Below are 18,154 nucleotides of genomic sequence, written 5' to 3' on the forward strand. Positions count from 1 at the left end.
AGGCCGGGCGTGTGCCGCGAACAGGTTGCTAGAGCGGGGCATTTTGCCATAAATGCCAAAGGGCTCAACCGCGGGGTGTTAGAATTTCGGGCATGTTCCGTTGACCCTCTACGACGTTGCCAATCTCCTTGTCCCTCAACCGCCTGGTCTCTTCGCTGGCGTCAGGTTCGCTGCCGGGTTCGTCTCGGGGTTCGTCTCAATTGCCGCTGGTTTCGTTGCGCTGGTTCAGTCCGTCGGTCGTAACGGCGGCTGCGTCGTGCGTGATCGCCGCAGCGCTTGCCGCGCCGGTGCCGGCCGCGGCGCAGAGCGCGACACCCGCGCAAGGTGCGGCGCCCGTCGCGGCCTCGGGCCCGCAAGTCGCCGCAACGGCCGGCAGCCCTCAAAGCGCGAGTGATGCAGCCGCGCTGGACAAGTCGTTCGACGAGCGGCAACAGGTGCTCAACCAGCGCACCGACGACAACAACTATCAATTCGCTGTCGCGCAACACAACTGCTACAGCCGCTTCTTCGTCAATCACTGTCTGAATCGTGCGCGCGACGCGATGCGCAGCGTGCAGGCGGACATCCGCAAGGAGCAGCTCGCGCTCGACGCCGAGCAGCGTGCGCAGCGCGCCCGCGAGCGCGACGAACGCACAGCATTACGGCGCGCGCAAAACGAGGCGGAAGCGCCGCAACGCGCCGCCGAAGACGCGCGTAACGAGCAGGCGTATCAGGAAAAGCAGCGTCAGCACGCGCTCGATCAGGCGCAGCGCAACGCCGAGGCGCCGCAGCGCGAAGCCAATGCGCAGGCCTACGAAGAGAAGCAGCGTCAGCACGCGCTCGAGCAGGCGCAGCGCAACGCCGCGGCACCGCAGCACCAGGCCAATGCGCAGGCCTACGAAGAGAAGCAGCGCCAGCACGCGCTCGACCAGGCGCAGCGTGGTGTCACGCCGTCGCAGTCGGCGGCCAATCAGAAGGCCTACGACCAGAAGCAGAGCGACTACCAGCGCAAGCTCGAGGAAGCGCGTCGGCAGGGCGCGCAACAGGCCGTGGAGCGCCAGCAGAAACAGGAGAATTTTGAGCGGAAGCAGGCCGAGGCCGCGCAGCACAAGCTCGATGTCGAAGCGCGTCAAAAGCAGGCTGCCGAAAAGGCCGAGCAGAAGCGTCAGGACCAGTTGAAGCAGCAACAGCTCGAAGAGCAGCAAAAGCAGCAGCAACAGCAACAGCAATAGTAAGCGTGCTGTAGTGGCAGTGCCGTAGAGTGAGCCGTGGCGGTCGTGGCCACGGCCGCCGTAGTCGCCGTAATGCGTTTTGAGCCGGACAGCAACCTCAGGCATCGGACCGCGCGCACGCGGTTGGTGCCGCCGACCAGAGGAGGCGAGCATGCGCGATCGTCATCATGTCATCGACGCAAACACACTTCGCGACCGCATTCTGCAACTGGAATCGGAGCATAGTGGACTCGACCGGTTGATCGACCGGATGTCGGATGAACCCGGCATCGACGACTTCGAGTTGCAGCGCCTGAAAAAGCGCAAACTCAAAGTCAAGGACACCATCATCTTGCTGCAATTGCAGCTCGAACCGGACGCGCGCGCCTGAGTTCGCGGCCTGGCAGGTGCTGGGGCGCGCAGCGCGCGAGCCGGACTTAGCAGGAACGCTTGCCTTGAATTCATCGCATGACACTTCATCCCGGGCCGCGCCGGACAACGCATCTGCTTCGGGCACGCCCTCGCCGCGTGCGGCAGCACCGGTGCCAGGTGTGTCGCTGAGTCGGCGCCGCGCGAGCGAGCTCGACGACATCTTCGCCGACAACGGTCTGCTCGCGCGGCAGATCGACGGTTATCGGCCCCGTGCGTCGCAGATCGAAATGGCGCGCGCGGTTGCCGCGGCGATGGAGGCTTCGGGTCGCGCGATGCCCGAGCCCGTGATGTTCGAGGCGCAGAAGCGCCCGGCACGGCGCCTGCAGCAGACGGGCGCTGAGGCCGCCTCTGAGTCGACCGACAGCAACGCCGAAGCCGACGGTGTCGATGCGGGTGAGAACACGCTGATCGTCGAAGCCGGAACCGGCACCGGCAAGACCTATGCGTACCTCGTGCCGGCCATGCTGTGGGGCGGCAAGGTGATCGTCTCGACCGGCACCAAGCATCTGCAGGATCAGCTGTTCCAGCGCGACATTCCGACCGTGCGCGACGCGCTCGCGGTGCCGGTGTCGGTCGCGATGCTGAAGGGCCGCGCGAACTATCTGTGCCATTACTACCTGCAACGCACCGCGGACAACGGCCGTCTGCCGTCGCGCCAGGAAACCTCGTATCTGCAGGACATCGTGCGCTTCGCGAAGATCACGCGCACCGGCGACAAGGCCGAACTGGCGAGCGTGCCGGAGACCGCGCAAGTGTGGTCGATGGTCACCTCGACGCGCGACAACTGTCTCGGCCAGGAGTGTCCGCACTACAAGGACTGCTTCGTGATGCAGGCGCGCCGCGAAGCGCAGCAGGCCGATATCGTGGTGGTCAACCACCATCTGTTTTTCGCCGACATCATGCTGCGCGATACTGGCATGGCGGAGTTGCTGCCGACTGCGAACACGGTCATCTTCGACGAAGCGCACCAACTGCCCGAAACCGCCACGCTGTTTTTCGGCGAAACGCTATCGACCGCGCAGTTCCTCGAGCTCGCGCGCGATTCGGTGGCCGAAGGGCTCGGTCACGCACGCGATGCGGTTGACTGGGTCAAGCTCGGCGCGACGCTCGAGCGCGCCGCGCGCGACGTGCGGCTCGCATTCAAGGAAGACACGGTGCGTCTGTCGATCGGCCAGTTGCCCGACGATCATCCGCTATTCCCCGCGCTCGACACGCTCGAAGCCGAGCTCGACGCATTGGCCTCGGCGCTGGCGGGGCAGGCCGAGCGAGCCGAATCGCTGGGCGCGTGTCTGCGTCGCGCGCGCGAGCTGCAGGACGTGCTGAGCGGCTGGACCACGCCGCCCACGAGCGCGGAACGCGACGCGGTTGCGACACGCGAAGGCGACGCAGGTGCCGAGCGCACCGATCCGAACGAAAAGGTCCGCTGGATCGAGGTGTTCTCGCACACGGTGCAGTTGCACGAAACGCCGTTGTCGGTCGCGCCGATTTTCGCGAAGCAGCGCGCCGGCGTGCCGCGCGCGTGGATCTTCACATCGGCGACGCTGTCGGTGCGGGGCGACTTCACGCATTACGCGGCGCAGATGGGCTTGAACTCGAAGCGCTCGATGACCTTGCCGAGCCCGTTCGACTATCCGTCGCAAGGGCTTCTGTACGTGCCGCGAAATCTGCCGCAGCCGTCGTCGCCGATGTTCACCGATGCCGTGTTCGATGCGGCATTGCCCGCGATCGAAGCATCGGGTGGCGGCGTCTTCATGCTGTGCACCACGCTACGCGCGGTGGACCGTATCTCGGCGAAGCTGCGCGACGCGATCGAGTCGCGCGGCTGGGACTATCCGCTGCTGGTGCAGGGCGATGCGAGCCGCACGGAACTGCTCGATCGCTTTCGCGCGTACGGCAATGCGATTCTGGTCGGCAGTCAGAGCTTCTGGGAAGGCGTGGACGTGCGCGGCGACGCGCTGTCGCTGGTCGTGATCGACAAGCTGCCGTTTGCGCCGCCAGACGATCCCGTGCTGGCCGCGCGGCTCGACGCACTGACGAAGAAGGGCTTGAGTCCGTTCGCCGTGCATCAGCTGCCGCAAGCCGTGATCACGCTGAAGCAGGGCGCGGGCCGACTGATTCGCGCGGAGACGGATCGTGGCGTGCTGATGATCTGCGATACGCGTCTCGTCGATAAACCGTATGGCCGCCGTATCTGGCAGAGTCTGCCGCCCTTCAAACGCACCCGCGAGATAGAGGTGGTCCGGGAGTTCTTCGAGGAACCGGTCGAACGCGGTTGAATATCTTGATCGGTTGCTGCGTTCGGGTGACGCAGCGACCCAACGACGTGTGCCGCGTGCGCGGTGCATCGCAAACAAAAAAGCCACGAATTTGCATTCGTGGCTTTTTTAATGCTGCTTGCCGGGGGCTGCCGGTTTGAGCAGCCTCCCGCATCGACGTTAGCTGCGACGGGAGCCGTCGCAACGTCGAGCAAGCGCAGCTTACTGGCTTGCGCCTGCAGCCGGCGATGCTGCGACTGCCGGCGATGCTGCTTCAGCCGGGGATGCTGCTTCTGCGGGCGATGCTGCTTCTGCCGGGGATGCTGCGACTGCCGGCGATGCTGCTTCTGCCGGGGACGCGGCAGCAGGCGCGGACGCAGCATCTGACGGAGCAGCGGCTTGTTCGCTCTTATTGCATGCAGCGAGTGCCACAGCTGCCAACAGGGATGCTACGAGGAGGGATTTCTTCATGATCACGTCCTTTTATGGTTTAAAGGTAAGCAACAGCGCAAAATAAAACCGGTAATGTGCTCCAACACCGACCTGGGCCGCTGGTGGAGATGCTCTTTCGAGAGCTGGAATCTTCCCTACGGCTTGGGCGGAAATTATATGCACTTTCGTACTGACAGTCGATAAATCCGGGGTCAATACGTTGTCTTTCTCATACAAAATTTCACTGTACGGTATAGCACGTGGGCAGAGTTACGCAAGCTCGCCCACCTGTATCCAGCCCGCACGATACCACTCGTGTAGCAGGGATGTCACAGATGAATCGTGCGATAGTGTTACAAAGCGTTTCGCACTCATGGACCTCTGATTCGCGAGATCAAACAGCCATCTTTTCGCACCGTTCCACGTCATTTCTTCTCCATTTACGAAGAAAAAACGACGTTCATACAACAGGTTAGTCTTGCGATCGAGCCGTAGACCGGATTTCGATGCGACGCCGATGAAACGGGCTTCGTTGAGCGGCCGTTGCGGCGGATCAAAGACGACACTCGGCTTCGGTTCGCTGAGATACGTACCGAGGAACGACGCAATGTCCTGCTCATTCCATCGCACTTTAGCAAGCATCGCGCCCACCCGTTCGACGAGCGCCGCGGGCAGTTCGGCCGGCCGCTCGACGGCGGCCTGCCGTGGATCGCTGTAGAGGGTGCCGGCCTTGCGGGTGGCCTCTCCACGCTCGGCCAGGTGGTACAGGAACTGCGCGGTCAGCTCTGTCTCGGACGGGGCGCGAAAACCAATCGAACAGGTCATGCATTCGCCCTCGGCGATGCCATCGTGCGCGATGTGCGGCGGCAGATACAACATGTCGCCGGGCTCGAGCACCCACTCTTCATCGTGCTCGAAATGCTGTAAAACTTTCAACGGCAAGCCAGGCTGCAGTGTCAGGTCTTTTTGCGCGCTAATACGCCAGCGGCGCTTGCCTTTTACTTGCAAAAGAAACACATCGTAGGAATCGAAGTGCGGACCGACGCCGCCGCCATCGGTCGCATACGAAATCATCAGGTCGTCGAGACGCGCGTCCGGCACAAAGCGGAAACGGTCGAGCAACGCGCGGGCGCGATCGTCATGCAGGTCCACGCCCTGCACGAGCAGTGTCCACGCGCGCTGTTTGACGGACGGCAGTTCGTCGGGCGCAAACGGGCCGTGCTCCAGCTGCCATTTGTTGCGGAAGTGCGTGATCAGGCGCGCTTCGACGTCGTCCTGATCGGCCAGCTCGAACAATTCGTCGCGCGACAGCGGCGCTTCGACGTCCGGAATCGCCTGACGGATCAGCAATGGCTTTTTCTGCCAATAGCGGCGCATGAATTGCGAGGGGCTCAGATGGCCGAGCAGTGCGGTCGGAATGTCGGGCGAGGGCGGAAGAATGGGCTGCGTGGCCGGCTTTGCAGCAGACGGCGAATTGCTTGCCGAATGTGCATCGGCCGGGAGATGAGTGGGCCGCCTGGGCATCGTATAATGTGAGTTGTATTCTGGAGAATCGAATGAAAATCGCAAAGAACACCGTCGTGTCGGTCGCGTACAAGCTGTCGGATGCGCAAGGCAATCTGATCGAGGAAAGCGAAGAGCCGATGGTCTATCTTCACGGCGGCTATGATGGCACGTTCCCCAAGATCGAGGAAGAGCTCGACGGCCACGAGGCTGGCTTCGAAACCCAGATCCAGCTCGAACCGCAAGACGCGTTCGGCGAATACGATCCCGAGCTTGTGAAGATCGAGCCGCGCGATCGCTTCCCGGAACCTCTTGAAGTCGGCATGCAGTTCGAAGGCACCCCGGAAGATGGCGACGAGGAAATCGATGCGCTGGTCTACGTGGTGACCGACGTCGCCGAAGACAAGGTCGTGCTCGACGGCAACCATCCGCTCGCCGGCATGGCGCTGCGTTTCGCGTTGACCGTCAAGGACGTGCGTCCGGCAACTGAAGACGAAATCCAGCACGAACACGCGCATGGCGCGGACGGCCTCGAAGTCCTCGACGACGACGAAGACGAGGACGAAGAAGATAACTCAAAACCGACCCTGCACTGAGCTTGCGGGCGTGCGAGGTGTCGTCGCGGGGGCAGGCGGCACCGATGCCGGCAACGCCGGCGAGGCTGGCAGTATCGACCCCGGCGGCATCGAGATCGCGGGCCCGTAGTCGCCGCCGCCCTGGTCGGACGGGATGTGCGGCTGCTGGTCCTGCGACTCTCCAGGTGTCTGCAATACGGGCGGCAATTCTGACCCCGGCCCGAACCCTTCCACATTCGGCATCTCTGGTGCAGCCGGCATCGACGCGCCGGATTCGTCACGCGGCGATACGGGTGGCAAGACCGGCGGCGTGGTGGGCAGCGGCATCTGCTTCGGCACGTCGCGCACGCTGACTCTGAACGGCGGCTTCCAGGCGAAGTCCGCTTCTATCTGAATCCATTGGTTGAGACGATCACGCGGCGCGAGCGCAATGCGCGTGAGGTTCGTCACGACCATCCCCTTGTCGTTGCGTAGCGGCTGATCGATGACGAAAGCTCCGGCCTGCCGTTCGTCGTCTGCATGAACGACGACCACGGGTCCGGGGAAAATCTGCGCGAGCTTGACCAGACTGCGCTTGAATTCGAGAAAGCCGTCGCGGCGCGGACTGTGCGCAAAGTGCAGCCAGGCGAACCGTTCGGGTCGCTCATAGCGCTCCGGGTCGAAATCACCCTGAATGAATACGACCATCGCGCGCGTCGCGGCGCTTCGCGTATTCGGCCGCGTGCTCGAGCCAGAATGCATTGGCGATCACGCGATCTTCGAACTCGCCGTTGCGGCCGCCCGCGCTCAGGTAGTGATTGTTCGGACCCGGCGCGTTCAAACCGATGAAGACGACGTCGCCGCCTTTGGTATTCGCTTTTTCGTTGACCACCCAGCGCACGTTTTCGCGAAAAGGACGGAAGCGCGATACCTCGCTCTCGCGCGTCAACGCGAGCGGGTTCTGTCCCATCGAGGTCGGATCGGCGAACAGCGTTTGACGCAACTGGTCGAGCCGTTCGACTGGATCGAAGCCACCGGCTTCCGCCGTGCCGCAATCGGCCCAGTCATGCTGGCCGGGGATAAAGAAGAGGGCAGTGCGCGAGCTGTCGAGCAAGGCCTGACGGCGCTCGAACAACGCGTCGCGACAAACTTCCTTCGGGCCCTTCAGATTGCCGTCGTAGACGATGAAGCGCACGTCGCGCTCGCGGCCGATCGCATCGAGCAACCGTTGTGTGGCGGCTTCGTCGGCGGGGCTGTGCATCGTGCCGGAAATCACCGCGAATCCGAAGCGCGAGGCCTCGGCGTGCGCCGGCGCGCCCCAAGCGCACACCATTGCGAGCACGACGATGCCCCCTGCCGGTGCGAGCACGTGACGCAGCGCCGCGCGAATCCCTCGCGGTCGCGACGGGCGTCTGCGCATGTCAGTGGTCCGCATCCGGCGCGACGGCCAGTTCATGCAGTTCGTACAGCAGATCGAGCGCTTCGCGCGGCCGCAGATCGTTCGGATCAATGCCGCGCAGACGCTCGACGAGCGTCTGAATCGCGGGCGGCGCAGGCGTTGCGTCGCCCGCCGCCTCGAGGTCGTCGTCCGCATCTTCGGCGAACATGGCAGGCTGCGTCGCAAACAGATCGAGTTGCGGCGCGGGCTGCGCGGCCGATTGCTGTTCCAGATGCGCGAGATGCTTGCGCGCCGCGCGAATCACCGCGTTGGGTACGCCGGCGAGTTGCGCGACCTGCAGACCGTAGCTCTGATTGGCCGGTCCTTCGTTGACAGCATGCAGGAACACGATGCCGTGCCCATGCTCGACCGCCGACAGATGCACGTTGGCTGCGTGCGGAAACTCCGCGGGCAGTTGCGTCAGCTCGAAATAGTGCGTCGCAAACAGCGTGTAGCAGCCGTTGTGGGATAGCAGGTGACGCGCGATTGCCCACGCGAGCGCGAGGCCGTCGAACGTCGATGTGCCGCGGCCGATCTCGTCCATCAGCACGAGGCTTTGCGGCGTCGCGTCGTTGAGGATCGCGGCGGCTTCGGTCATCTCGACCATGAAGGTCGAGCGGCCGCCGGCGAGGTCGTCGGCCGCGCCGATGCGCGTGAAGATACGGTCGATCGGTCCGAAGGCCGCGCGCCGCGCCGGCACGTAGCTGCCAACATATGCGAGCAGCGCGATCAATGCGGTCTGGCGCATGAAAGTCGACTTACCGCCCATGTTCGGACCGGTGATCAACAGGAGCTTGCGCTCGGTCGCGAGCGTGCAGTCGTTGGCGATGAACTGCTCGACCTGCGCCTCGACCACCGGATGCCGCCCCTGCTCGATGTCGATGCCGGCGTTCGCCGAGAACGTCGGCGCAACCCAGTCGAGCGCGCGAGCGCGTTCGCCGAACGCGGCCAGCAGATCGAGTTCGGCAAGCGCGAGTGCGACGCGCTGACAGTCGGGAATGAACGGCAGCAACGCTTGCAGCAACGCGTCGTACAGCGCGCGTTCGCGCGCGAGCGCGCGTTCCTGAGCGGACAGCGCTTTGTCCTCGAAGGTTTTCAGCTCGGGCGTGATGTAGCGCTCGGCGTTCTTCAGCGTCTGCCGACGGCGATAGTCGTCGGGCACCTTGTCGGTCTGGCCGCGCGTGACTTCGATATAGAAGCCATGCACCTTGTTGTACTCGACGCGCAGATTGTTGATGCCGGTGCGTGCGCGTTCGCGTGTTTCGAGATCGATCAGGAACTGTCCGCAGTTCTCCGAAATATCGCGCAGTTCGTCGAGCTCGGCGTCATAGCCACGCGCGATCACGCCGCCATCGCGCACCATCGCGGCCGGCTCCTGCGCGACCGCGAGCTTCAGCAAATCGACGCACGCGTGCGGCGGTTCGAGCGCCGCGTCGATGCGCGCGAGCGCATCCGCGTTCGCTGCCACCGCCGCGAGCTGCGCGCGCAAAGCAGGCAGCGCGATGAAGGTATCGCGCAGGCTCGACAGATCGCGCGGTCGCGCCGACAGCAACGCGAGACGTCCGGTGATCCGTTCGATGTCGGAAATCTGCCGCAATGCGCTGCGCAACGTATCGAGATCGGTGCTTGGCGGTGCGTCGAGCAACGCGCCGATCGCCTGCTGGCGGGTTTGCGCCACCGCCGAATCGCGCGGCGGATGATGCAGCCAGTGACGCAGCAGGCGGCTGCCCATTGTCGTGCAGCAGGTGTCGAGCAGCGAGCACAGCGTTGGCGATTCGGTGCCGCGCAGTGTCTCCGTGAGTTCGAGGTTGCGGCGCGTGGCCGGATCGAGGCCGATGTATTCGGATTCGGATTCGACCTTCAGGCTGCGCACGTGACGCAGCTGCTGGCCTTGCGTAGACGCCGCATACAGCAGCAACGCGCCGGCCGCGCCGCACGCGCAGCCGAGCGAATGCGCGCCGAAGCCGTCGAGGCTCGCGACTTCGAGCTGATCGCACAGGCGCTTCGTGCCCGACGTGATATCGAAGTGCCAGGCCGGCACGCGCTTGAGCGCGCTCGCATTGACAGGCGGTGTCCAGCTGGTCGAGTCGGCGGCGGCATCGGCGACCAGAATTTCCGCGGGACGGATGCGCTCCAGCGCGGCGGCGACCTGATCGGGCGCGACTTCGGCGAGGCGCAGCGCACCGCTCGCGAGATTGAGCCACGCGAGACCGACGCTCGTCGCGACGCCGCGGCGATTGTGCGCGACGCACAGCGCGAGCAGATAGACGTCGCTCTTGTCGGACAGCAGCGCGGCGTCGGTCAGCGTGCCGGGCGTGACCACGCGCATGACCTTGCGCTCGACCGGGCCTTTCGAGGTGGCCGGGTCGCCGATCTGTTCGCAGATCGCGACCGATTCGCCGAGCTTCACGAGCTTGGCCAGATATTGTTCGACCGAGTGATGCGGCACGCCGGCCATCTTGATCGGATTGCCTGCCGATGCGCCGCGCTGCGTGAGCGTCAGGTCGAGCAGACGCGCGGCTTTTTCCGCGTCGTCGAAAAAGAGTTCGTAGAAGTCGCCCATCCGGTAGAACACCAGCGTGCCCGGATGCTCCGCCTTGATGCGCAGGTACTGCTGCATCATCGGCGTGTGTTGTGCGACGTCGTTGGCCGCTGCGGTTTGAATGCCCATCCTTCGTGTCTTTTTGCGGTAGATGCTCAGGGCGTGAGTTTAACCCGCCGGCGCGACGAGCGGACCCTGGCCGAACGGACGATGCCCAACCCGGGAGCCGGATGCGTTCATTCCTCGATCATCGCCCGCATGTCCACTCTGCGTTCGTTGGTGGCGCTGCGGCGTTTCGCGAGCCACATCAGCAGCGTAATGAAGCTGCCGAACACGACGATGATCCACTGCGCGGGCATCTTTGCCGTGAGCAGCAGCGTGTACACGCCGAGCATCAGCAGCACCGCGAGGTTCTGGTTGAAATTCTGCACGGCGATCGAGTGACCGGCCGAAAGCAGCGTCGCGCCGCGATGCTGCAGGACCGCGTTCATCGGCACGATGAAAAAGCCCGACAGCCCGCCGAGCACGATCATCAGCGGATAGGCCAGCAGAATGTAGTAGGGCGCGACGTGCGTGCCGAAGCGCAGGCCCGCGCCCGGCGGGAACAGGTTCTTGTTGTAGAAGGCCATCGCGATCGCCACGGCACCTGTGAGCACGCCGACCGGCAAAACCTTCAGCGAGTGTCGCAACGGAATCAGCGCGGCCGCACCCGCCGCGCCGATCGCGATACCGACGCCGGTCACGCCCTGCATCACCGCGGCTTTCGACAACGACAGCCCGAGGTTCACGTTCGCCCATTTGAGCACCAGCAGCTGCATCGTCACCGCGGCGCCCCACATCAGCGTGGTCACCCACAGCGCGATCTGCGCGAGCTTGTCGGCCCACAGCACGCGGAAGCAGTGATGGAAATCGCCGAGCAGCTTGCTCGGCTCGGTCAGCCGGTTCGGATAGCGCGCGCCGGTATCCGGAATGAAGATATTGATTGCGGCGGCGATCGCGTAGGTGAGCATGACCGCGGACATCGCGAGATCGGCGGCGGAGTGCATCAGCGGCAGATGCATGCGCGTGACGAAATGCTCGACGACGGTGCTGATCAGCGCGCCACCGAGCATCGTGCCGACGATCGTCGACAGCACCGTCGCCGATTCGAGCCACGCGTTTGCGCGCACGAGCTTTTCGGCGGGCAGCAGCTCGGTGAGGATGCCGTACTTGGCGGGCGAATACGCGGCCGCGCCGAAGCCGACCACGCCGTAGGCGATCATCGGATGAACGCCGAGGATCATCATCATGCAACCGCTCGCCTTCAGCGCGTTGGAGATGAACATCACGTGGCGCTTTTGCATCGAATCGGCGAACGCGCCGACAAAGGGCGCGAGCAGCACGTACGAGATCGTGAAGAAGATCTGCAAGAGCGGCGTAACCCACGCGGCGGAGCGCATCACGGAAAGCAGCGCGATGGCTGCGATCAACAGCGCATTGTCGGCCAGCGACGAAATGAACTGCGCCGCGATGATCGTATGGAAGCCTTTTTTCATGGGGCCGGTTGGAGGCTGCGCCCGGGGTGAAAGTCGGACAGGGTCAAAGCGGTATGGAGCACAGAACGGTCCCGGCCGAGTCCCGTCCCGAGTCACCGCGGCTTTTTGGCGCGACGCCGCGCACGCGCCGCAGCGCCGCCAACAAAAAAGCGGCCGAAGCCGCTTTTCCGCACAACTGTAATCCGTGGCCGCGGACCGGCCACGGCGGTGCACCTTACGCCGACTGCTGACGCGTGCGGCTGTAGCGCGACAGAATCGGGATCATCTGCGCGTAGACCTTCGGATTGCCCGCGACGACTTCGCCGACGTGCAGGAAATCCGAATCACCGGTGTAGTTGCCGACCAGACCGCCGGCTTCGGTGATCAGCAGGCTGCCCGCTGCGACGTCCCATGCGTTCAGGCCCTGCTCGAAGAAGCCGTCCATGCGTCCGGCCGCGACGTTGGCCAGATCGAGCGCGGCGGCGCCCGGGCGGCGCAGGCCCGCGCAAGCTTGCGTCATCTCGGCGAACTGGCGGCCGTACGATTCGAGGCTGTCCTGCGCGCGGAACGGGAAGCCGGTGCCGATCAGGCAGTCGGCGAGGCGGTCACGCTTGGCGACGCGGATGCGGCGATCGTTGAGGAACGCGCCACGGCCACGCGATGCGGTGAACAGATCGTTGCGGGTCGGGTCGTAGACGACGGCTTGCGTGACGATGCCCTTGTGCGCGAGCGCGATCGACACGCAGTAGTACGGGAAGCCGTGGATGAAGTTGGTGGTGCCGTCGAGCGGATCGATGATCCACTGGTATTCGGAATCGTCGTTCGACTTGCCCGATTCTTCGGCGAGGATGGCGTGATCGGGATAGGCGGTCTTCAGCGTTTCGATGATCGCCGCTTCGGACGCTTTGTCGACCTCCGTGACGAAATCGTTGTGCTGCTTTTTGCTGACCTGAATCAGGTCGAGATCGAGCGATGCGCGGTTGATGATCTGAGCTGCGCGGCGCGCGGCCTTCACAGCGATATTGAGCATGGGATGCATAAACTGATCCTTGTGCCGGGGCAGCACGGCTGCCGGCCGGTAAATAAGCGCGAAACCTGCGCTGACGGGCGCCGCAACGACGCAAAAACAGCACGGAACGGCAGCCGGCTATCCAGCCGGAGCGCATTCCGTCGACGGAGACGAATTGAATAAGAACGGTGCGGCCGGTTCGACGAAGGCTTCAGCAAACGTCGGCGCCGGACGCGAAAAGCGGTATTTTACCTGAGTCCGGCCGCCCTCGCGCAGGTGCTCGCTAACGTGGAGCGGATGTGCCGCACGGGCGCCCGTTGGCGCTACCATACGCGTCTTGAGTTCTAGCCAGCCGAGTTTCATCGTGGATCACACCCACCATTCCTCCGACCCCGCCGTGGCCGATTTGCGCGGCGGCTTCACGTCGACGCGTTTCGTGCTGGTCGAGCCCAGCCATCCGGGCAATGTCGGCGCCGCGGCGCGCGCGCTGAAAACCATGGGCTTTTCGCGGCTCGTGCTCGTGTCGCCGCGCGTGCCGAACGTGCAGAACGATCCCGAAGCGATCGCGATGGCGAGCGGCGCGGACGACGTGCTCGCCTCCGTGCACGTGGTGCCGTCGCTTGCCGATTCGCTGACCGGCGTGCACTGGTCGATCGCGCTGACCGCGCGGCTGCGCGAATACGGTCCGCCGCAATGGACGCCGCGTGCGGCTGCCGCCGCCGCGCACGCAGAGGCGATGCACGGCGAGATCGCGCTGGTGTTCGGCAACGAGCGCACGGGTTTGTCGAACGAGGACGTCGAGCGATGCAGCGCCATCGCGCATATTCCGGCCAATCCGGCCTACAGCTCGCTCAATCTCGCGCAGGCGGTGCAGGTGCTCGCCTACGAGCTGCGCACCGCGTATCTCGGCGCCGATGAAGCGACCGACGGTGCGCCCGCCGCAGGGGCACGCGTAGCGCCGGCCGAATCCGCCGGTACGCGCGCGCAGATGGCAGCGAGCGACGAGATCGAGAGCATGTTCGCGCATCTGGAAAGCGCGCTGGTCGCGCTCGAGTTTCTCGATCCGGCCAATCCGAAGAAGCTGATGTCACGGCTGCGGCGGCTCTTCGCGCGCTCGGGCCTCGAGCGCGAAGAGGTCAATATCGTGCGCGGCATCGCCAAGCACATCCTGCTCAAGACCGGGCGGACCGGCTGACGCTCGTTGACGGCCCGTCGCGGCGCACCTGTTGCGCCGCGTTCATCTGACGACAACCTTGTAGGTGACGGGGACTTCCGGCAGGTTTCGCGCAATCGCCCTACAATCCACGAAACGTTAGAAGCAAAGCTGCCGCCGTGCTAAGCGGCAGGCATGCCGTCACATGCGGCGCGAAATGCACAAGCCCGCGCGAGCACTAAGCGCGCGGACCCGCCCACGCAGACGGTTTTTCTTTTCCCCCAAAACAACACAGTCCCAGCCATGTTTACGAGACTTCGCGAAGACATCGCCACGATCCGGGAGCGCGATCCCGCCGCCCGCAGCGCATGGGAAGTGCTCACGTGTTATCCGGGGCTGCACGCGCTCGTGCTGCATCGGATCGCGCACGCGTGCTGGCGCGCGAAGCGCCGCTGGCTCGCGCGTTTCGTGTCGCAGATGGCGCGCTTCATGACCGGCATCGAGATCCATCCGGGCGCGACCGTCGGGCGGCGCGTGTTCATCGATCACGGCATGGGCGTCGTGATCGGCGAGACCGCGCAGATCGGCGACGACTGCACGATCTACCAGGGCGTGACCCTCGGTGGCACGTCGCTCACGCGCGGCGCGAAGCGGCATCCGACGCTCGAGCGTGGTGTGATCGTCGGTGCGGGCGCGAAGGTGCTCGGCGGATTCACGATCGGCGCGGACGCGAAGATCGGCTCGAACGCGGTGGTGACGAAGCCGGTACCGGCGCGTGGCACGGCGGTCGGCAATCCGGCGCGGATCATCGTACCGGCGTCGGTCGCCGCGGATGCGAACGGCGCCAAGGGTGCGAACACGAATGCGGACAACGCCGCGCGTGACGCGAAGCGTGGCAGCGAAATCAGCGCGTTTTGCGCCTACGGCATCACGCCCAATGCGGACGATCCGGTTTCGCTCGCGATTCACGGTCTGATCGATCATGCGGCTACCCAGGCGCGGCGTATCGATGAAATCGTCGATGCGCTCGAGCGGCTCGGCACGAGCCTCGAAGGGCTGCAAGGCGCGGATGCGGCGTTGCTCGATCTGCGGCGCCTATCGGCGGCGATCGCGGGGAAGGTGGAAGGGGTGGCGGCGGAGCACTAGGTATCGGCGCTTCGACAGCGCGAAGCGCACGCCGTACTTACCACGTCAATCCAGCGGCAACGCCCGAATCCCGTCGGCATCGATCTTCAGATAGCCGCCACGGCGCTCGCCGTGATCGAGATCCCAGTCCGGCAGAACCCAACGCGTGCCGCCCGGTTCGCGATGCCGCGCGGGCAGATGTGTATGCCCGTGAATGATCGTCGCGCTCTTCGATTTCCGGAACAGCGCGGCGACGCCTCGCGGGGTCACGTCATACTTGACCGACATCGGCCGCGTGCGGCCGTGCTCGCTCTTCGAGCGCATATTCTCGGCGAGCTTGCGACGCCAGCGAAACGGCCACGCGAGAAACAGTGTCTGCGCGAGTCGATTGCGCGCGAAACACCTGAACAACTGATAGCCGCGATCCGCGGTGCACAGCCCATCGCCGTGGGCGAGCGCAATGCGCGTGCCGAACGCGGTGATCACGAATGGATCGGGGAGCCAGATCGCGCCGGCCGCTTTCATGAAGCGCTTGCCAAGCAGAAAGTCGCGATTGCCGTGCATGATGTAGAGCGCGATGCCGCGCTCGGACAGCGTGTGCAGCAATGCGGCAATACGGGCGACGAACGGCTCGCTCAGCATGTCGTCGCCGACCCAGTATTCGAACAGGTCGCCGAGGATGAAAACCGAGTCGGCCGCTTCCGCGTTCACCCGGATGAAGTGCTCGAACGCGGCGACCGTGCGCGGAATCGCCTCGCTCAGATGTAGATCGGAGAGGAAGAAAAAAGGGCGCGCGGCGTGCGGGCGTGGGCCCTCGCCTGGCACGCCCGCGGCGATGCTTCGCAGCGGCGTCTCTTGCAGCATTGAAGGTGCCTGATTTCAGTTCAAACGAGTCGACGCCCGCATGGGGCGCGACTCACTCACGGCTTAGCCGACGACGACAGCCTTTTCGATCACGACGTCATCGACCGGCACGTCCTGATGGAAGCCCTTCGAGCCGGTCTTGACCTTCTTGATCTTCTCGACCACGTCCATGCCTTCGACGACCTTGCCGAACACCGCGTAGCCCCAGCCTTGCGGCGTCGGCGACGAGTGGTTCAGGAAGTCGTTGTCGTTCACGTTGATGAAGAATTGCGCGGTCGCCGAATGCGGGTCGTTGGTACGCGCCATCGCGATCGAGCCGTTCTCGTTCTTCAGACCGTTGTTTGCCTCGTTGGTGATCGGCTCGGCCGTCGGCTTCTGCTTCATGCCGGGTTCGAAGCCGCCGCCCTGGATCATGAAGCCGTCGATCACGCGGTGAAACACCGTGTTGTCGTAGTGGCCGGCCTTCACGTAGTTCAGGAAGTTCTCGACCGACTTCGGCGCCTTTTCGGCGTTCAGCTCGAGTTTGATGACGCCGTGGTTCGTATGCAGTTCAACCATGATGGAATCCTTTGATGAACAGGTGGGTAAAAGGCGCGTCGCGTCGTCATGCGCTGACGACAGGCCGCGCCGGGGCGTTGGTTGGGGCCGGGCTTCGGCCGCGCGGATTCGCTTGCTCGTGCGCCCGCTGGTTCGTCGTTACTTGCTCACCACCGTCGCCGACTGGATCACGACCGGTTTCTGCGGTACATCGCTCATCGGGCCGCGCGTGGTGGTGGGCGTGGCTTCGATGCGCTTCACGACGTCCATGCCGCTCGTGACCTTGCCGAACACCGCGTAGCCGTTGCCGTCCGGATTCGGGTAGTCGAGATTGGCATTGTCCACCGTGTTGATGAAGAACTGCGCGGTGGCGGAATTCGGGTCGCTGGTGCGTGCCATCGCGATCGTGCCCGCGGTGTTCTTCAGACCGTTGCGGCTCTCGAGCGGGATCGGCGCGCGCGTCGGCTTCTCGGCGAAGCTCTGCGTATAGCCGCCGCCCTGAATCATGAAGCCCGGAATCACGCGATGAAAGATCGTGCCGCTATATTGGCCGGCCTTCACGTAGTCGAGGAAATTCGCGACCGTCTTTGGCGCCTTCTCGGGATACAGCTCGACGCGGATGTCACCCTCCGACGTCTTCAACAGCACGGAAGGATGAGCGGCCTGCGAACCGGACTGTGCAAAGGCGGGTGCGTTTGCGATCAGGGCGGCGCTGCCGAGCGCCAACATCAACCATTTCATGAAAATCCTCGGGGTTGGAGAAAACGTGCGGCAAGCAACGAGCCCGGCGCTCAGCGCGACGGCGCCATGTACGGCGGCATGGCGAGCGAGCCGTTCGGGCCGCCGAACTGGAAGCTCGGGCTGTCCGTGATGTTCGACGTGGGGTGCGCGGCGGGCCCGGTCGTCTGTTCGGCGGCGGGCTGCGACGCCGCGGCAGCGGGCGCCGCCGGCGACACGACCTTCTGGATGTCCGCGAGACGCTGGGCGGTCCTCGGGCCAGCCTTGCCGAGGCTTTCCGCGCGACGGTACGCGGCATCGGCGAGGCGCAGATAGAGGTCGCCGAGGTTCTCGAACGCGAGCCCGTAGTTCGGATTGACCTGGGTGGCCATTTCGAGCGCGGCGCGCGCTTCGGTCAGGCGGCCTTGTCTTGCGAAGAGCGTGGCGAGGTTGTTGTACGGCTCGGGCAACTCGGGATACAACTGCGTGAGTTCGGTGAACGCGGTGATCGCTTCGTCGTCGCGATTCAGATGCACGAGCACGTTTGCGCGTTTGAATTTAGCTTGTGCGTCGCGCGGGTTTGCGGCGACGCGCGCATCGAGTTGGGTCAGCGCGGCTTGCCAGTTTTTCTGCGCGATCGACGCGTCGATTTCCGGCGTGTTGTCGCGCACGGCGGGACCTTGCGGCATCACCGCCGCCTTCTGCGCAAAAGCGCTCGCAGCCGGCACCGCGGCTAGCGCGGCAACGACGGTGATACGCCACGCGAGGGCGCGCGCCGCTTCGAAAGTAACGCCACCAACAACGTCGCCAAACGCAGTCGCGGCGAGGGTCGCAGCGCTGCGCGCGCGGCCGCTGGAGTGTTTCATAGGCTCAGGTCAGGATGTTATAC

General features: G+C 64.6%; 15 protein-coding genes and 1 pseudogene. 6 read left to right on the plus strand and 10 right to left on the minus strand.

The window, feature by feature from the left end:
- Window positions 1-200 precede the first annotated feature (200 nt).
- The 3 genes from G5S42_RS19105 to yoaA all read left to right on the plus strand — a co-directional run bounded on the left by G5S42_RS19105 (window position 201) and on the right by yoaA (window position 3,898).
- Complete coding sequence (locus G5S42_RS19105; protein WP_217709920.1) at window positions 201-1,211, plus strand: coiled-coil domain-containing protein; 1,011 nt, start codon at window positions 201-203, stop codon at window positions 1,209-1,211.
- A 151-nt stretch (window positions 1,212-1,362) separates the two neighbouring features.
- Window positions 1,363-1,581, plus strand: coding sequence for a DUF465 domain-containing protein (locus tag G5S42_RS19110; RefSeq protein WP_013089766.1), 219 nt, complete (start codon window positions 1,363-1,365; stop codon window positions 1,579-1,581).
- A gap of 64 nt (window positions 1,582-1,645) precedes the next feature.
- Window positions 1,646-3,898: a DNA repair helicase YoaA gene (gene yoaA / locus G5S42_RS19115; protein ID WP_176108234.1), complete on the plus strand. Its 2,253-nt coding sequence runs from the start codon at window positions 1,646-1,648 to the stop codon at window positions 3,896-3,898.
- Between the two features lie 201 nt (window positions 3,899-4,099).
- Here yoaA and G5S42_RS44365 read toward each other — a convergent pair whose 3' ends face one another.
- Together G5S42_RS44365 and G5S42_RS19120 are read right to left on the minus strand one after the other, a co-directional pair.
- Window positions 4,100-4,348: a hypothetical protein gene (locus tag G5S42_RS44365; protein WP_035491217.1), complete on the minus strand. Its 249-nt coding sequence runs from the start codon at window positions 4,346-4,348 to the stop codon at window positions 4,100-4,102.
- A gap of 231 nt (window positions 4,349-4,579) precedes the next feature.
- Window positions 4,580-5,833 carry a cupin domain-containing protein gene (locus G5S42_RS19120; RefSeq protein WP_176108235.1) on the minus strand — a complete coding sequence of 418 codons (1,254 nt, stop codon included), beginning with the start codon at window positions 5,831-5,833 and terminating at the stop codon, window positions 4,580-4,582.
- 32 nt (window positions 5,834-5,865) lie between these two features.
- Between G5S42_RS19120 and G5S42_RS19125 the strand changes: the two genes are divergently transcribed.
- A complete protein-coding gene (locus G5S42_RS19125) occupies window positions 5,866-6,408 on the plus strand; it encodes an FKBP-type peptidyl-prolyl cis-trans isomerase (RefSeq protein WP_129959440.1) in 543 nt (180 codons plus the stop codon).
- Here the strand turns inward: G5S42_RS19125 and G5S42_RS19130 are convergent.
- From G5S42_RS19130 to G5S42_RS19145, 4 genes and pseudogenes are all read right to left on the minus strand, one after another.
- Window positions 6,388-7,801, minus strand: a pseudogene (locus tag G5S42_RS19130) (hypothetical protein). The gene G5S42_RS19125 and the pseudogene G5S42_RS19130 overlap by 21 nt on opposite strands.
- Window positions 7,788-10,475 (minus strand): DNA mismatch repair protein MutS, encoded by a 2,688-nt coding sequence (gene mutS / locus G5S42_RS19135; protein WP_176108236.1) that lies wholly within the window; start codon window positions 10,473-10,475, stop codon window positions 7,788-7,790. The pseudogene G5S42_RS19130 and the gene mutS overlap by 14 nt, the downstream one beginning before the upstream one ends.
- A gap of 107 nt (window positions 10,476-10,582) precedes the next feature.
- The gene (gene lplT, locus G5S42_RS19140) at window positions 10,583-11,881 is read right to left on the minus strand and encodes a lysophospholipid transporter LplT (protein ID WP_176108237.1); all 1,299 of its coding nucleotides are present in this window, start codon (window positions 11,879-11,881) and stop codon (window positions 10,583-10,585) included.
- Between the two features lie 214 nt (window positions 11,882-12,095).
- Complete coding sequence (locus G5S42_RS19145) at window positions 12,096-12,899, minus strand: inositol monophosphatase family protein (protein ID WP_176108238.1); 804 nt, start codon at window positions 12,897-12,899, stop codon at window positions 12,096-12,098.
- Between the two features lie 334 nt (window positions 12,900-13,233).
- On the opposite strand from G5S42_RS19145, the gene G5S42_RS19150 reads away from it, so the two are divergent.
- Complete coding sequence (locus tag G5S42_RS19150) at window positions 13,234-14,064, plus strand: RNA methyltransferase (RefSeq protein ID WP_176108239.1); 831 nt, start codon at window positions 13,234-13,236, stop codon at window positions 14,062-14,064.
- A 261-nt stretch (window positions 14,065-14,325) separates the two neighbouring features.
- A complete protein-coding gene (gene cysE / locus G5S42_RS19155; RefSeq protein ID WP_176108240.1) occupies window positions 14,326-15,168 on the plus strand; it encodes a serine O-acetyltransferase in 843 nt (280 codons plus the stop codon).
- 45 nt (window positions 15,169-15,213) lie between these two features.
- On the opposite strand, the gene G5S42_RS19160 is transcribed toward cysE, so the two are convergent.
- The 4 genes from G5S42_RS19160 to G5S42_RS19175 form a co-directional block, all read right to left on the minus strand.
- The gene (locus tag G5S42_RS19160; RefSeq protein ID WP_176108241.1) at window positions 15,214-16,011 is read right to left on the minus strand and encodes a UDP-2,3-diacylglucosamine diphosphatase; all 798 of its coding nucleotides are present in this window, start codon (window positions 16,009-16,011) and stop codon (window positions 15,214-15,216) included.
- Between the two features lie 63 nt (window positions 16,012-16,074).
- Window positions 16,075-16,569: a peptidylprolyl isomerase gene (locus tag G5S42_RS19165; RefSeq protein WP_013089755.1), complete on the minus strand. Its 495-nt coding sequence runs from the start codon at window positions 16,567-16,569 to the stop codon at window positions 16,075-16,077.
- A 138-nt stretch (window positions 16,570-16,707) separates the two neighbouring features.
- A complete protein-coding gene (locus tag G5S42_RS19170; protein WP_018435468.1) occupies window positions 16,708-17,289 on the minus strand; it encodes a peptidylprolyl isomerase in 582 nt (193 codons plus the stop codon).
- Between the two features lie 50 nt (window positions 17,290-17,339).
- The gene (locus G5S42_RS19175; protein WP_176108242.1) at window positions 17,340-18,131 is read right to left on the minus strand and encodes a tetratricopeptide repeat protein; all 792 of its coding nucleotides are present in this window, start codon (window positions 18,129-18,131) and stop codon (window positions 17,340-17,342) included.
- Window positions 18,132-18,154: the final 23 nt, after the last annotated feature.

The organism is Paraburkholderia youngii (assembly GCF_013366925.1).
GTDB lineage: Bacteria > Pseudomonadota > Gammaproteobacteria > Burkholderiales > Burkholderiaceae > Paraburkholderia > Paraburkholderia youngii.

What these genes read in the sequence shown, in the direction of transcription:
- G5S42_RS19110 (WP_013089766.1), top strand. Translation starts at nt 1,363, where the DNA reads ATGCGCGATCGTCATCATGTCATCGACGCAAACACACTTCGCGACCGC.
- G5S42_RS44365 (WP_035491217.1), bottom strand. Translation starts at nt 4,348, where the DNA reads ATGAAGAAATCCCTCCTCGTAGCATCCCTGTTGGCAGCTGTGGCACTC.
- G5S42_RS19120 (WP_176108235.1), bottom strand. Translation starts at nt 5,833, where the DNA reads ATGCCCAGGCGGCCCACTCATCTCCCGGCCGATGCACATTCGGCAAGC.
- G5S42_RS19125 (WP_129959440.1), top strand. Translation starts at nt 5,866, where the DNA reads ATGAAAATCGCAAAGAACACCGTCGTGTCGGTCGCGTACAAGCTGTCG.
- mutS (WP_176108236.1), bottom strand. Translation starts at nt 10,475, where the DNA reads ATGGGCATTCAAACCGCAGCGGCCAACGACGTCGCACAACACACGCCG.
- lplT (WP_176108237.1), bottom strand. Translation starts at nt 11,881, where the DNA reads ATGAAAAAAGGCTTCCATACGATCATCGCGGCGCAGTTCATTTCGTCG.
- G5S42_RS19145 (WP_176108238.1), bottom strand. Translation starts at nt 12,899, where the DNA reads ATGCATCCCATGCTCAATATCGCTGTGAAGGCCGCGCGCCGCGCAGCT.
- cysE (WP_176108240.1), top strand. Translation starts at nt 14,326, where the DNA reads ATGTTTACGAGACTTCGCGAAGACATCGCCACGATCCGGGAGCGCGAT.
- G5S42_RS19160 (WP_176108241.1), bottom strand. Translation starts at nt 16,011, where the DNA reads ATGCTGCAAGAGACGCCGCTGCGAAGCATCGCCGCGGGCGTGCCAGGC.
- G5S42_RS19165 (WP_013089755.1), bottom strand. Translation starts at nt 16,569, where the DNA reads ATGGTTGAACTGCATACGAACCACGGCGTCATCAAACTCGAGCTGAAC.
- G5S42_RS19170 (WP_018435468.1), bottom strand. Translation starts at nt 17,289, where the DNA reads ATGAAATGGTTGATGTTGGCGCTCGGCAGCGCCGCCCTGATCGCAAAC.
- G5S42_RS19175 (WP_176108242.1), bottom strand. Translation starts at nt 18,131, where the DNA reads ATGAAACACTCCAGCGGCCGCGCGCGCAGCGCTGCGACCCTCGCCGCG.